General features: G+C 74.1%; 11 protein-coding genes. 7 read left to right on the forward strand and 4 right to left on the reverse strand.

Annotation, left to right across the window (positions count from 1 at the left end; genetic code table 11):
• Position 1: 1 nt before the first annotated feature.
• The 3 genes from ACZ4TV_RS25270 to ACZ4TV_RS25280 all read right to left on the reverse strand — a co-directional run bounded on the left by ACZ4TV_RS25270 (position 2) and on the right by ACZ4TV_RS25280 (position 2794).
• Positions 2-451, reverse strand: a complete 450-nt coding sequence (locus tag ACZ4TV_RS25270; RefSeq protein WP_468137145.1) for a BBE domain-containing protein — start codon at positions 449-451, stop codon at positions 2-4.
• Between the two features lie 141 nt (positions 452-592).
• Entirely contained in the window at positions 593-1246 is a 654-nt protein-coding gene (locus tag ACZ4TV_RS25275; protein ID WP_468137147.1) for a class I SAM-dependent DNA methyltransferase, read from the reverse strand.
• A 33-nt stretch (positions 1247-1279) separates the two neighbouring features.
• On the reverse strand, positions 1280-2794 hold the full coding sequence (locus tag ACZ4TV_RS25280) for an IucA/IucC family protein (protein WP_468137148.1): 1515 nt from the start codon (positions 2792-2794) through the stop codon (positions 1280-1282).
• 108 nt (positions 2795-2902) lie between these two features.
• Here ACZ4TV_RS25280 and ACZ4TV_RS25285 point away from each other — a divergent pair, with 108 nt between their 5' ends.
• The 4 genes from ACZ4TV_RS25285 to ACZ4TV_RS25300 all read left to right on the forward strand — a co-directional run bounded on the left by ACZ4TV_RS25285 (position 2903) and on the right by ACZ4TV_RS25300 (position 8766).
• Positions 2903-4522 (forward strand): IucA/IucC family protein, encoded by a 1620-nt coding sequence (locus tag ACZ4TV_RS25285; protein ID WP_468137217.1) that lies wholly within the window; start codon positions 2903-2905, stop codon positions 4520-4522.
• Positions 4523-4656: 134 nt separating this feature from the next.
• Positions 4657-5475 (forward strand): GntR family transcriptional regulator, encoded by an 819-nt coding sequence (locus ACZ4TV_RS25290; protein WP_468137150.1) that lies wholly within the window; start codon positions 4657-4659, stop codon positions 5473-5475.
• Between the two features lie 427 nt (positions 5476-5902).
• Entirely contained in the window at positions 5903-6973 is a 1071-nt protein-coding gene (locus ACZ4TV_RS25295; protein ID WP_468137152.1) for a quaternary amine ABC transporter ATP-binding protein, read from the forward strand.
• A complete protein-coding gene (locus ACZ4TV_RS25300) occupies positions 6973-8766 on the forward strand; it encodes an ABC transporter permease/substrate binding protein (RefSeq protein WP_468137154.1) in 1794 nt (597 codons plus the stop codon). The genes ACZ4TV_RS25295 and ACZ4TV_RS25300 overlap by 1 nt, the downstream gene beginning before the upstream one ends.
• Before the next feature lie 74 nt (positions 8767-8840).
• On the opposite strand, the gene ACZ4TV_RS25305 is transcribed toward ACZ4TV_RS25300, so the two are convergent.
• Positions 8841-11147, reverse strand: coding sequence for an MMPL family transporter (locus tag ACZ4TV_RS25305; RefSeq protein ID WP_468137155.1), 2307 nt, complete (start codon positions 11145-11147; stop codon positions 8841-8843).
• Positions 11148-11421: 274 nt separating this feature from the next.
• Here ACZ4TV_RS25305 and ACZ4TV_RS25310 point away from each other — a divergent pair, with 274 nt between their 5' ends.
• The 3 genes from ACZ4TV_RS25310 (at position 11422) to ACZ4TV_RS25320 (ending at position 13768) form a co-directional block, all read left to right on the forward strand.
• Entirely contained in the window at positions 11422-12732 is a 1311-nt protein-coding gene (locus ACZ4TV_RS25310) for a sensor histidine kinase (protein ID WP_468137156.1), read from the forward strand.
• Complete coding sequence (locus tag ACZ4TV_RS25315) at positions 12729-13397, forward strand: response regulator (protein ID WP_468137158.1); 669 nt, start codon at positions 12729-12731, stop codon at positions 13395-13397. The genes ACZ4TV_RS25310 and ACZ4TV_RS25315 overlap by 4 nt, the downstream gene beginning before the upstream one ends.
• A 143-nt stretch (positions 13398-13540) precedes the next feature.
• Positions 13541-13768, forward strand: coding sequence for a hypothetical protein (locus ACZ4TV_RS25320; protein ID WP_468137159.1), 228 nt, complete (start codon positions 13541-13543; stop codon positions 13766-13768).
• Positions 13769-13929 lie beyond the last annotated feature (161 nt).

Consider the following 13929-nt stretch of genomic DNA (forward strand, 5'->3'; position numbering starts at 1 on the left):
CCTAAACGGCCTGGGGGAAACGGAAGAGGCGGTCCGGGTCGTAGGCCCGCCGTACCTCTTGCAGGCGGGCGAGGTTCGGGCCGTAGTAGGCCTCGCGCCAGCCGGTGAGCTTCGGGTCGATGTAGTTCTGGTAGGAGCGGCCGCTCGCCCAGGGGCGCAGGTCCTGCCAGAGCCCGTCGAACCAGACCTGGTGCCGGGCCACCTCGGCGGCCGGGGCGGACTCGGGCCATAGGCGAGGTACTGGGCGAGGAAGGCGCTGTCGCGGTGCACGAAGGCGGTGTCGCCGGCCGCGAGCCGGTTCACCGCGCCGCCGCAGACCCCCGGGGAGCACCACCCGCCCGTCGATCCCGCGGGCCAGCGCACCGTCATCCGGGCCCCGGGCCGCCGCGCCGACGGTGGCCAGGACGGTCGCGGCCGCGCTGCCCAGGACTTGGCGGCGATGGAGGCTCATACCTCCTTCCTGCCACCGCCCGGGCCGATCGCCGGGAAGGCGGGTCCCACGCACACCCGGTTGACCCCCGAACGGCTCATTGCCGAAACGGTTCCACTCGTCGTATTTACCGCCCCGCGGAGCGCTGTGCACCGCGGAGCGCTATGCCTTGCGGGCCAGCAGGAAGCCCTGCGGAGACCTCTCGTGGACGTCCGGCTCGCGGACCAGGCGGGCCACCTCGGCCAGTCCGGCCCCCGCCAGCAGGCCCGCGATCAGATCGGGCGGTGTCCAGTACACGTCGAGGGCCACCGGATGCCCGTACGCGTGATCCAGCCGGATCAGCTCGTCGCCCGCCTCGAAGGCGATCAGGACGTGGCCGCCGGGGGCCAGCACCCGGGCGAACTCCGCGAACACCGGCGGCAGTTCCGAGGGCGGGGCGTGCACGGTGGAGTACCAGGCCAGGACCCCGCCGAGCACCCCGTCGGCCACGTCCAGCGCGGCCATCGACCCCACCTCGAACCGCAGCCCCGGATACGTCCGCCGGGCCACCGCCACCATCGCCGGGGACAGGTCGACGCCGAAGGCCCGTACGCCGAGCCCGTCCAGATGCGCCGTCACCCGGCCCGGACCGCAGCCCAGGTCCGCGACCGCCCGGCCGCCGCCGCCCTCGTCGCCGCGGACGTACTCGGCGAACGCGGCCAGCATGGCCCGGTCCAGCGGCTTCCCGGCCAGTTCCGAGCCGACGAGCCGCGCGTAGTCGACGGCGACGCTGTCGTAGGACGCCCGTACGGAGCTCAGGTACGAGGAATCTGTCATGCCCCTGGACAGTAGCCCGCCCGGCGCTACGGCTCACCCTCCGGCCAGCGGATTGGGCAGTTCCGCCCACTGATCCCCCGGGACACCGGGGCTCAGCCGCATCAGGGTCAGCGCCTTGGTGGGCAGCGGCTCGGTCAGCAGCGCCTCGGTGTCGGCGGTGGCCGGCAAGGAGGCCGCCTCGGCGAGGGCCTCCGCGAAGGCCCCCGCCGAGCCCGCCGTGGCGCCGAGCGCCCCCGTCAGCAGGGACCCGAACAGCTTGCGCCGCAGGACGGTCACGTCGTCGGTGATCAGCCTGCCGGACAGGGGCGGCACCGGCAGACCGTGCCGGACGAGCCGGGCCGGGCTGATCCGGATGTCGGCGAGGTCGCGGTAGACCAGCCGCAGCGGCGCGCCGGTGGGGGAGAGGACGACGAGGAGGTTCTGGCCGTGGGCCTCCAGGGCCACCCCGAGCTCCAGCACCCGCAGGCACACCGAGAGCGCGAGGCGGGCGAAATCGGCGCGCCAGGCCGCCGAGCGGGCCGGCGCGAAGGTGGCCAGGGCCGCCACCGGGAGCACCCGCTCGCCGGCGGCGGCGTCCGCGTACACCTCCGGCGGTTCGCGCAGCACCGCCGCCAGGTCCGGGCTGTGGGCGGTCGCCGCGCCCAGGGTGCGGGTGACGTGCAGTCGGCCGTCGAGCCGCTCGGACAGGCCCTGGGCGAAGGCGGAGACGGCTGCGGCCGTCTCGATGGAGTACACGGAGATGTCCCGTACGGAGGAGGTCAGCCGGGCGCTCAGGGCGGTCTTCACGTGCGCGCCGCCGTCCGCGGACGCCAGGGTGCGCAGGGCCATCAGCGGGTGCGCCGCGGAACCGGGCCGCACCCGCTCGTGCTTGAGTACGTGCGCCGCCTGCCACGGATGCACCGGGACCAGGATCTTCCCCTGCTCCCGCAGCCCGGCCGGCCAGTCGCCGGTGACCAGGCACTCCTCGGCCCGTACGGCGACCAGCCCGAGCTCCACCACCGGCCGGTGCTCGGGCGCGTACGCCAGCTGCTCGGCGGCCGTGAAACCGGGACGGGAACGGCAGTTCGGGTGGTACGGATGCCCGTCGACCACCCGCTGTTCCCACTCCCAGGTGCTCCGCGCGGCGCACTGCGCCCCGGCGGGCGGCTGACCGGCCCGGGAGAGCGCGAGGGAGGCGGTACTGGCGTCCAGCTCGGCCGCGAAGTCCTCCCCGTGCGGCACGCCGAGCGCCGTCACGAGCCGCGCGGCCTGCCGGTGGGGCCGGCCGTCGAGCAGCAGCTCGCTCACGTACGGCCCGGTCGCGTACGGATCCGGCAGCGGGCCCTCCAGCCGGCCGCCCCCGGCCAGCCGCAGCGCCAGGCCGTCGGTCCCGCGCTCCCGGCCCACGACCCACTCCAGCGGTTCGAAGGCCAGCGCCCGCCACAGCCGGGTCAGCACGGCCGCCCGGGCACCGCTCAGGGCGGCGGTGTAGGCGGGCCCCAGCGAGGGGCGAACACCGGCCAGTTCGGCGGCGAGGGCCTCTTCGGCCGGGGAGGAGGCAAAGTGCATGCTGGGGCTCCGACATCGGAATATCGCTGTGCGGGATGATCAAGTAATCATTGCGGATACCGACGATCACGGCTGGTGGTTACGCACTGCGAACCCCCGGCCCACCGGATGGACCGGATGGACCGAATGGAATCAGTGGACCTCAACGCCGCCGCCGACGTCTACGCCGCCACGCCGCTCCTGAACTGCCTGCTCCGGGAGGCGGCCGAGCCCGTCGCGCCCGTCGCGCCCGTCGCGCCCGTCGCGCCCGCCGGGCCCGCCGAACGGCACGACGCGGACGCGGGTGCGGCCGTCCACCGGCTGCGCGGTAGCGGGCGGCTGCTCCGGGTGCGCGGCGGACGCCGGCCCGTACGCCCCGAACTGCGCACGGCGGACGGCTGGCACCCGCTCAGCCACACCGAACTGGTCAAACTCGTCTCCGACGAGCTGGGCCGGTTCACCGGCGTCCCCAACGACGAGCTGCCGGTCGAGATCACCGACAGCCGGGACGCGATCGCCGCGCTGCTGGCCGCGCGCGCCGCGGCCGAGCCGCCGGCGGACCCGTACCTCCTCTCCGAGCAGTCCCTGGTGATGGGCCATCCGCACCACCCCGCCCCCAAGGCCCGGGGCGGGGCCCCGGCGGGGAGCTGGCTGCCGTACGCGCCGGAGGCCCACGCCCGGTTCCCGCTGGTCTTCCTCGGGGTGCGCGAGGACCAGACCGCCGAGGAGGGCGGCCCGGCCGCCTGCGACGCGATCGACTCGCTCGCCGACCGCCTCGGCGGGCCGCGCGCTCCCGCCGGTTACCGGCTGCTGCCCGCCCACCCCTGGCAGCTCGACCTGGTGGGCGAGCGGGCCGCGGTACGCGAGGCCTTCGCCGACGGGCGGCTGCTGCGGCTCGGGGAGGGCCGGCGGCCGGTCTGGCCCACCGCCTCGATCCGGACGCTGTACGTACCGCAACCGGCGGCCGACCTCTTCGTGAAGTTCAGCCTCGACGTCCGGATCACCAACGACGTGCGCCGGCTGTGGCGGCACGACCTGCTCAGACTGGGCCGCACCGACGCGGCCGTCCGGACCGGTTTCGCCGCGCTGCGCCGGACGGGCTCGGACGCGGCCTGGCTCGCCGACCGCGGCTACCGCACCGCCGCCTTCGCCTTCGAGGAGCTCGCCGTCCTGGTCCGCGACGGCCTGCACGCGCACACGGTGCCCGGGGCCACGCCGCTGCTGGCCGCCGCGCTCGCCGAGGGCTGCGACGGGAGCCCGCCGGCCGCCGGCACCGCCGATCCGGCCGGCTGGTGGCGGGCGTACCTGCGTCAGGTCGTGCCACCGGTGCTGGAACTGTTCGCCCGGCACGGCATCGTGCTGGAGGCCCACCTCCAGAACACCCTGATCTCCGTCGACGCGTTGGGCATGCCCGTGCAGGCCCTCTTCCGGGACGCGGAGGGGGTCAAGCTCCTGCCGGACCTGTCGCGCGCGGCCGCCTGGCAGCGCCTGGTCTACTGCCTGGTGGTCAACAACCTGGCGGAGATCGCGGGCGCGCTGGCCGGACGGAATCCGGACGTCTCGCCGCTCTTGTGGCCGGCCGCACGGGAGGAGTTCCTGCGCTACGAGGCCGACCGCGGGCTCCCCGAGATCGCGGAGCTGCTCGCCGCCCCGGCCCTGCCGGCCAAGACCAACCTGCTGCTGCGCTGGACGCGGGCGGACGGCGCGGACGCACGCTACCTGCCCCTGCCGAACCCGCTCCGGGCGTAGGCCGTGCGAGACGTGGGTACGGAACCGGCCAAGGTGGACCGTGTGCCCCGATACCCCGCACCCAGAGGTATAGACCAATGCTAGGTTGGTCGGGCAGACCGCGCAGTCCTTGACCACCCGTCAGAGGAGAAGCCATGCCCTCCCCTTCGCGGGGCGGCGGCCCGGCCGCCATGCCCAAGTACCAGCGGATCGCCGCAGCGCTGCGCCGCGATCTCGACCTCGCCGCGCACACCCCCGGCGGCAGACTGCCCTCGGAACGCAGCCTGGCCGCCCGTTACCAGGTCAACCGGCAGACCATCAGGGCCGCCCTCCAGCACCTGCGCGAGGACGGCCTCGTCGTCACCGGCCGCCGAGGGACCCGCCCCGCCATCGCGGCCGCGGTCGTCCCCACCGCGGTGGTCCCGCCGCAGTCATCCCCCACCGCAGCCGTCCCCACCGCGGCCGAGCCGGTGGTCGTCACGTCCGCGTCCCCCGCGCCCGCCCTCACCCAGAGCTGGCTGACGCTGGTCACCGTCCCGCCCTCGCTCGCCGCGCTGCTCGGCATGGCGGGCGGGGAGCGCACCCTGGTCCATCACCACCGCGAACGCGGCCCGGCCGGGGAGACCCTCCGGCACGCCGTCACGTACCTCAGCCCGGGCGTCGTCGCGCGGAGCCCCGAGCTGGCGGGCCTGCGCAACCGGGCGGCGGCGGTCCGCGACGAGGACCTGACCCCCCTGCACCGCTGGCTCGACCGGGCAGCGGCGGGCGGCAGGGTCGCCGAGACCATCACCATGACCCGCACCAGCCACCCTCCGGCCGCCTCCCCGACCTGCGGCCTGACCGTGCGCCGCACCCTGCATGACACCTCCGGCCGGCTGCTCGCCGTCACCGATCTGGCCTTCCCCACCTGGGACCGGCTGACCTTCCACCGCGACCGCCGGGACCACGCGGCCACCGGCTTCCGCATCACCTAGCTTCCGCCTCACGTAAGCGTGCCCTCGGCCCGGGCCCTGGCCCGGGTCCCGGGTCGAGCCCCCGCCCAGGCGGCCGGATCCCTGCTGTGGGCCCGGCCACACCTGCGGGCGGCGGCGCCGGGCCCGGCGGCCCGACCCGGCGCCGCGCCCCCGCTTCCAACTCCGGTCCAAGGGAGGCGCGTACCCGCCCGCGGTCACCCCGCCCATGGCGCGGCATCCACGGACCGGCGCCCCGAGCCCACAACGTGAGGTGGATCACCTCTGCGTTTGCTCAGGTGAATGCCGGGAATCGGCGGTGCTGGAGCGGAACCATGCACTCCGGCCGATCGCGCCGGAGGCGAGGCGCACGCGGGCAGATCCCGTCCCGCTCCACGGCCCGCCGGCCCGCCCGGCGCGCGCCGTACCCGGTACGACCCGCGAGGTATATGTGTCCACGCTCCAAGCCGAGCACGTCTACAAGGTGTTCGGAAGGCGACCCGGCGACGCCGTCCGCGCGCTCGAAGGCGGCACCGGCCGCGACGAGTTGCGCGCCGAAGGCACCACGGCCGCAGTGATCGACGTCTCCTTCGAGGTCGAGCCGGGCCAGATTTTCGTCGTCATGGGTCTGTCGGGATCCGGCAAGTCCACGCTGCTGCGCATGCTGAACGGACTGCTGGAGCCCACCGCGGGACGCATCCGCTTCGGCGGCCAGGACCTCACCGCGCTCAGCGCCCAGGACCTGCGCCGCGTACGGTCCACACGGATATCCATGGTCTTCCAGCACTTCGCGCTCTTCCCGCACCGCAACGTCCTGGAGAACGCCGGCTACGGTCTCGAGGTGCAGGGCGTGCCCCGCGCCGAGCGCGAGCGGCGCGCCGCCGAGGCTCTGGCCCTGTGCGGGCTCGAAGGCTGGGAGACGTCCTGGCCCGACGAGCTCTCCGGCGGTATGCAGCAGCGCGTCGGCCTCGCCCGGGCCCTGGCCACCGACGCCGACCTCCTGCTGATGGACGAGTCCTTCAGCGCTCTGGACCCGTTGATCCGCCGCGACATGCAGGACCAGCTGCTGGAGATCCAGCGACGCCTCAAGAAGACCATCGTCTTCATCACCCACGACCTCAACGAGGCCATGCGCCTCGGCGACGGCATCGCCGTCATGCGCGACGGCCGCGTCGTCCAGCAGGGCACGGCCGAGGACATCCTCGTCCGCCCCGCCGACGAGTACGTCGCCTCCTTCATCCATGACGTCGACCGCTCGCGCGTACTGACAGCCGACGCCGTCATGGACCAGGGCCCCGCGGGCACGGCCACGGGCACGGGCACGGGCGCCTGCGCCTGCCCGACGGTCACCGCCGACACCGCGCTCGCCGACCTGTGCGCCATCAGCGCCCGCGTCCCGCACCCGGTCACCGTCACCGGCGCGGACGGCGCCGTCGTGGGCTCCGTACCGCAGGACCGGCTGATCGCCTTCATCGGCGACGAACACCGGCCCCCGATGGCCTGCACGGAGGTGGCCGCCTGATGCCCCGCCTGCACCTCGGAGCCTGGGTCGACAGCGGAGTCGATTTCCTCCAGCGCCACCTGTCCTGGCTGTTCGACGCCGTCAGCGCGATCGTCACCGGCCTCTACGACGGCATCGTGGCCGTTCTCGCCGCGCCCGCCCCGCTGCTGTTCGCGGGCATCCTCGCCGTCGCCGCCTGGTGGCTGCGCGGCCTGCTCGCGGGCCTGCTCGCCTTCGCCGGCCTCGCGCTCGTCGACTCCGTCGGCCTGTGGGCCGACGCCATGTCCACGCTGTCCCTGGTCCTGGTCGCCACCCTCGTCACGCTGGTGTTCGCGATCCCGCTCGGCATCTGGGCCTCCCGGTCCGACCGGGTGAGCGCCGTCCTGCGGCCGGTCCTCGACTTCATGCAGACCATGCCCGCCATGGTCTACCTCATTCCCGGCATCATCTTCTTCGGGGTGGGAGTGGTCCCCGGCATCATCGCGACGATCATCTTCTCGCTGCCGCCGGGCGTCCGGATGACCGAGCTGGGCATCCGCCAGGTCGACGCGGAACTGGTCGAGGCCGCCAACGCCTTCGGCACCACCCCGCGCAACACGCTCGTCCGCGTCCAGCTGCCGCTGGCCCTGCCCACCATCATGGCCGGCGTCAACCAGGTCATCATGCTCGGCCTGTCCATGGTCGTCATCGCCGGCATGGTCGGCGGCGGCGGACTCGGTGGCGCCGTCTACCGGGCCATCGGCAGTGTCGACATCGGCCTCGGCTTCGAGGCGGGCATCTCCATCGTCATCCTCGCCATGTACCTCGACCGGATGACCGGGGCGCTGGGCCGCCAGGTCTCCCCGCTGGGCCGGCGCGCCCTCGCCACGGCGCGCTCCGCCGCAACCGGCGCCGCCAAGGTGTGGAACCACCGCCCGCAGCCCGTCCACGCCGTCACAGGGGCCGTCGTACTGGCCCTCGTCGCCGGCGGCCTGAACGCCTTCGGCGGCGCCTCCGCGCCGGACGGGCCGGCCGGCGCCGCCAACGTGGGCAAGGGCCGCACCCTCTCCGTCGGCTACATCCCGTGGGACGAGGGCATCGCCTCCACCTTCCTCTGGAAGGAGCTCCTGGAGCGGCGCGGCTTCAAGGTCGACGCGAAGCAGCTGGAACTGGGCGCCCTCTTCACCGGCCTCGCGGGCGGGCGGCTCGACTTCCAGACCGACGCGTGGCTGCCCGTCACCCAGGCGCAGTACTGGGAGAAGTACGGGAAGGACCTGGAGGACCTCGGCTCCTGGTACGGCCCCACCTCGCTGGAGCTGACCGTGCCCTCGTACGTCAAGGACGTGCGCTCGCTCGCCGACCTGAAGGGCAAGTCCGGTCAGTTCAAGGGCCGGATCATCGGCATCGAGCCCAGTGCGGGCGTGATGGGCGCGCTCAAGGAGAAGGTGCTGAAGGAGTACGGCCTGGACACGGAGTACCAGGTGGTCGACGGCTCCACCCCCGGCATGCTCGCCGAGCTCAAGAGGGCCTACGAGCGCAAGGAGCCCGTGGCCGTCGTGTTGTGGTCGCCGCACTGGGCCTACTCCTCGTACGAGCTGACCAAGCTGGAGGACCCGAAGGGGGTCTGGGGCAAGGGCGACGGGATCCACACCCTGTCCCGCAAGGGCTTCGCCGCCGACGAGCCCGAAGTGGCCCGCTGGCTCAGCTCGTTCAAGCTCACCGAGGAGCAGCTGACCAGCCTGGAGGCGAAGATCCAGGACACCGGGAAGGGCAAGGAGCAGGAGGCGGTCCGCGCCTGGCTCCAGGACCACCCCGAGATCGACAAGCTGGCCTGACGGGGGAGGCGCCGGCGCGCGCGGGACGTCGTACGGTCCTTCGCGCGCCGGCGCCTTCCTGTGTCCGCGCCGGCTCAGCGGGCGAGGGCGCGCTCCGCGGCTTGCGCCGGACCGGCGTCCGGACCGCCGTCCGCACCGGCGTCCGGGCCCGCGGCCGTACCGTCGTCCGGGCCCGCGGCCGTACCGTCGTCCGGGCCCGCGGCCGTACCGTCGTCCGGGCCCGCGGCCGTACCGGAGCGGCGCGGGCGGACCGGCCACCACGTGGACCGGCCCAGGAGGGCGGCCAGCGCGGGCACCAGCACGATCGACAGGACGAAGGCGGAGAGCAGGATCCCGAGGGCCGTCGCGAAGCCGATCTGCTGGGTGGACGGGGCGGGCGTGACGGCCAGGCTCCCGAAGGACGCGGCCAGCACCAGGCCCGCCGTGGCGATGGCGGGGGCCGTGTGCCGTACGGCGCGGCCCACCGCCGCCCGGGCCGGACCCGGCCGCTCCATCTCCTCCCGGATCCGGTCGCTCATCAGGATGTTGTAGTCGGTGCCCAGCGCGACCACGAACAGGAACAGCACCAGCGGCAGCGTGAAGTCCACCCCCGGCCGGTCCAGGGCGTGCTGGAACACCAGGGTCGAGGCACCGAGGGTGGCGGCGAAGCCGAGCCCGACGGCGGCGAGCAGGATCACCGGCGCCAGCAGACTGCGCAGCAGCGCGAGCAGGATCAGCGCGATCAGCACCGCCGCCACCGGGAAGACCACCTTCAGATCCTTGTCCACGGCGGCCGAGATGTCGGCGAAGAGCGCCGGTGTGCCGCCCACGTGCGCCTCCGTACCGGCGGGCGCGTGAGCCGCGACCGCGGCCCTGACCGGGCCGGTCACCAGGTCGCGCGCCTCCTTCCGCTGCGGGTCGGCCGTCAGGAACAGGTCGATCCGCGCCGCCCGCCGGTCCTCGCTCAGTACGGTGTCCGCGACCTGACCCACGCCGCCCACCCCCGCGAGCGCCCGGGAGAGCCCGCCGAGGCGTTCGGCGGTGAGTGTGCCGCCGTCCGAGGCGGCGACGAAGACGCTGGTCGGGTCCGACACCCCGGCCGGCAGGGCGCGGGAGATCTCGGCGGCGGTGGCGATCGCCGCGGTACGCTCCCCGCCCGCGCTCCCCTGCCCGTAGTCCATGCGCATCCCCACGACCCCGGCGGCCAGCGCGCCGAGCAGCGCCACCGAGGCCAGGACCAGCGTCAGCGGCCGCCGCGCCACCCGGTCGCCCAGCCGGACGGCGGAGCCCGCGCGGGGCTCGCGCCTCAGGGCCCGGGAGGGCCAGAACATCCTGCGCCCGGTGACCGCCAGCAGGGCCGGCATGAGGGTCAGGCTGCCCAGCAGCATCACCAGTACGGCCAGCGCGATGGCCGGCCCGAGCACCCGGAACTGGCCGAAGGAGGCGACCCCGAGCGTGGCGAACGCGGCGACGATGGTCAGCGCGGCGGAGGTGATGGCCGTACCCACCCGCCCGGCGACCTCGGCGGCCGCTTCGCGCCCGGACTGGTGGGGGTGCTCGCGCAGCTGCTCGCGGAAGCGGAAGAGGAGGAAGAGGAAGTAGTCGATGCCGATGCCCACCAGCACGACATTGATCAACCCCGGTGTGGAATCGGCCAGGCCGGTGCCGGTCAGCAGCGCCGCGCCGACCACGACGCCGGCCGCGGCGCCGCCGATGACGGAGACGGCGAGCAGCGGGAGCAGGGCCGCCAGGAAGCTGCGGAAGACCAGCACGTGCAGCAGGACGATCACACCGAGCATGACCGCGCCGACCACCGTCGACCTGGTCTTCTCGGCGTCCGCCGTGTCCACCCGGTCGGCGATACCGCCGGTGAAGCCGGTGCGCAGCCCTTCCGCGGCGAACCCGTCCCGTGCGGAGTCCCGGAAGGCCCGGTAGGTGTCCTGCACCCCGGGATCGGCCGCGTTTCCGGTCAGTTCGACGGACAGCAGCCGGAAGGAACGGTCGGGCGCCGTCATGGCCGGGCTGACCCGGGGGACTTGCGAGTGGTCCTGCGCGAAGGGCGGCGTGTCCTCGGTCCTGGGCATGGCGATCCGCCGCTGGGACAGCAGCGCGGCCTGCACGTCGATGCGCTGCTCGTCGGCGGGGCTGAGCGGCGCGTCGTCCGACCGGGCCACCAGCAGGGTCAGGAGGTTGGCGTCCGGCTTCACCCCGAACCGCTCTTCCGCGATCTCCAGCGCGGCTGCCGAGTCGTAGTGCGCGGGCAGGAACCCGCCGTTGCCGGGCTGAGTGGCGCGGAAGAGGAACGCCTGTCCCACCAGGGCCGCCGCGATACCCAGGACCGCCCACAGGGCGATGACCTTCCACGGACTTCGCGTCGAGAATCGGGTCAGGGCGCGGATCACTTGTCTCCTCCGGTCTGTGCGGTGCCGGCCGGGTTTCCCGGCCGGACTCCAGACCATCAGGGAGGAGCGGGCAAGACGTCGGGGCAGGGGAGGAGCCGTGCGCCGGGACCAGGGTCCGGACGCCGGCGCGGACCAGGACCGGAGTCCTGGTACCGGACCCCTCCAGGGACTGGTGGTACGCGACGTGGCCGGTGCCAGAATGGATCACCGGAGAGGTCGGCCGCGCGAGCCCGGCACCTGCCGGGAGGGCGGCCGACGGGGGAGGACCGGCAGCATGCGTGTGGGTGTGGGTGTGGGTGTGGGTGGGGGCGTGGGTGCGGGCGTCGAAAGGAGCGGCGCGGAGTCGGAGGCCGACCGGAGCGTGCGCCGGAGCGCGGACGGCGGCGCGGAGCAGGGCTCCGACCGGGGCGCGGGCCAAGGCTCCGACCGGGGCGCCGACCGGTCGGTGTGGACGCGCAACGACGCGCTCGTGGCGGTGGCGGCCGGCGCCACCGACCTCGTCGGCTTCTCCCTCGGGGCCCAGACCGAGGGCGGGTCCCTCAGCGTCACCGCGGCCGTCGTCCTGCTGGTCTCGGCACTGCTCCTGGTCGCCCGACGCCTTCGTCCGGTGGCGGTCCTCGCCGCCGTACTGGCCTTCGGAGTGGTGCTCAACCTGACCACTCCGCTGTCCCCGCACTTCACCGTCACCCTGATGGTCGCCGTGTACTCGGTGGCCCGGTTCAGTCGCCCCGCCGTGGTCGCGGTGACGGCGGTCGCGGCGGTACCGCTCATCTCCGCCGGCCAGAGCGGCTGGCCCCTGCCGTTCGGCTGGTGGGGTCTGGCCGGGAACGCGATCGGCATGGTCATCACCATCGGCGCGGCCGGGGTGGTGAACCGCCGGCAGCGGGAGGCCGAGGCCCACCGGACGCTGCTCGCCGACCGGGCGGTGGCCGAGGAACGCCGCCGGATCGCCCGCGAGCTGCACGACATCGTCGCCCACCACATCACCACCATGCAGCTGATGGCCGGCGGAGCGCGGGCCAACCTGGCGCACGATCCGGAGGTGGCCCGGGAGGCACTGGTCACCCTGGAGGGCTCCGGGCGGATGGCGCTGCGCGAGATGCGCCAACTCCTGGACGTGCTGCGGGCCGGGGAGGAGCCGGAACACACCCCGCCGGCACCGCAGCCCGGGGCCGGCGACCTCGACCGCATCATCACCGAGTCCCGGCTGGCCGGGACGGAGACCGAGTTCACCGTGGACGGGCCGGTCCGCCCGTTGCCGCCGAGCGTCGGCCTGACCGTCTTCCGGATCGTGCAGGAGGCCCTGACCAACACCCGCAAGCACGCGGGGCGCGCGCGGGCCCACGTACGGCTCACGTACCGACGGGACGAGGTGACCGTGGAGGTGCGCGACGACGGGGCGGGCGCGCGGACACCGGCCACCCGGCCCCCGCAACGCTCCGGGTACGGTCTGATCGGTATGCACGAGCGTGTCGCCCTGCAGGGCGGAACCCTGGAGGCCGCCGCACTCGACGGCGGCGGCTTCCGGGTGGCGGCCCGTCTCCCGGTCCCGGGAGAGGGCGAGAGAGAGGAACGGCACCGATGATCCGTGTGCTCATCGCCGACGACCAGCCGCTGGTGCGCAGGGGCCTGGCCCTGATCCTGGCCCCCGACCCGGAGGTCGAGGTCGTCGGCGAGGCCGAGGACGGGGCCCGGGCCGTCGCCCTCGCCCGGCAGGTACGGCCCGACGTGGTCGTCATGGACATCCGGATGCCGGTCCTCGACGGGGTCCAGGCCACCGAGGAACTCGCGCGGACGCTCCCCGAGACCCGTGTCCTGGCCCTCAGCACCTTCGACATGGACGAGTACGTGGTCGCCGCCCTGCGCGCCGGCGCGTACGGATTCCTGCCGAAGGACATCTCTCCGGAGGAGCTGATCGCCGCGGTCCGCACCGTCCACACCGGCGAGGCGGCCGTCGCGCCGCGGCTGCTCACCCGGCTCATCTCCACCTACGTACGGACCCCCGTCCGGCCGCGCGCGTGGGCGGGCGACACCCCGGCCGAACTCACCCCGCGCGAGCTGGAGATCTGGCGGCTCATGGCCACCGGCCGGGGCAACGCCGAGATCGCCCAGGACCTGGACATCAGTGTCTCCACGGTCAAGAACCACATCACCGGCATCTTCGGCAAGCTGGGCGTCCGCGACCGCGCGCAGGCGGTGATCGCGGCCTACGAATCGGGCCTGGTGGAGGCCGGTTGTGGGAGCGGTTGATCACCAAGTGCCCGCAAGAGGACCGGAATCCTCCTGGTGACCACACCTCTGACCAGCCAAAACACTGGATGATTCGCCCGTGCGGACAGGGTCCCGTCCATGGCACAGTGCGATGAGCCCAACCGCACGACCAGGGAGCCTCCATGCGCGATCCGCACTCCACGCCGCTCGCGGCCGCCCCCGAGTGCCCGCCGGATCCCGGCCCGCTGCCCTGCTGTCCGGTGTGCAACGCCGCACCGGACCGCATCTCCTGGCGCCAGCGCCCGGGCCGCCCGGTGGTCCTGCTCTTCACCCCCTGCGGCCACCACTGGTCCTCCCCGGCCCCGCCGATCCTGGCGGTCACCCCACCCCCGGCCGCGTCGTCAGCGTGATCCGCTCCGCGGCCTGATCCGATATCAGGAGCCGATGCACGGCGGCCGCGATGCCCTGCCGCCGCCACAGGCACACACATGCCTGCGCACCTGAGGCTATCCGCGAACGCGGTCATCACCCGGCCCCGGCCGATGACGTCACCATCCCCCTCGCCAAGCGG

It is taken from the genome of Streptomyces sp. NPDC028910, assembly GCF_055564955.1.

Excerpts from the sequence above, each read along its gene's own strand:
- ACZ4TV_RS25270 (WP_468137145.1), bottom strand. The coding sequence starts at position 451 with ATGAGCCTCCATCGCCGCCAAGTCCTGGGCAGCGCGGCCGCGACCGTC.
- ACZ4TV_RS25275 (WP_468137147.1), bottom strand. The coding sequence starts at position 1,246 with ATGACAGATTCCTCGTACCTGAGCTCCGTACGGGCGTCCTACGACAGC.
- ACZ4TV_RS25280 (WP_468137148.1), bottom strand. The coding sequence starts at position 2,794 with ATGCACTTTGCCTCCTCCCCGGCCGAAGAGGCCCTCGCCGCCGAACTG.
- ACZ4TV_RS25285 (WP_468137217.1), top strand. The coding sequence starts at position 2,903 with ATGGACCGGATGGACCGAATGGAATCAGTGGACCTCAACGCCGCCGCC.
- ACZ4TV_RS25290 (WP_468137150.1), top strand. The coding sequence starts at position 4,657 with ATGCCCTCCCCTTCGCGGGGCGGCGGCCCGGCCGCCATGCCCAAGTAC.
- ACZ4TV_RS25300 (WP_468137154.1), top strand. The coding sequence starts at position 6,973 with ATGCCCCGCCTGCACCTCGGAGCCTGGGTCGACAGCGGAGTCGATTTC.
- ACZ4TV_RS25310 (WP_468137156.1), top strand. The coding sequence starts at position 11,422 with ATGCGTGTGGGTGTGGGTGTGGGTGTGGGTGGGGGCGTGGGTGCGGGC.
- ACZ4TV_RS25315 (WP_468137158.1), top strand. The coding sequence starts at position 12,729 with ATGATCCGTGTGCTCATCGCCGACGACCAGCCGCTGGTGCGCAGGGGC.
- ACZ4TV_RS25320 (WP_468137159.1), top strand. The coding sequence starts at position 13,541 with ATGCGCGATCCGCACTCCACGCCGCTCGCGGCCGCCCCCGAGTGCCCG.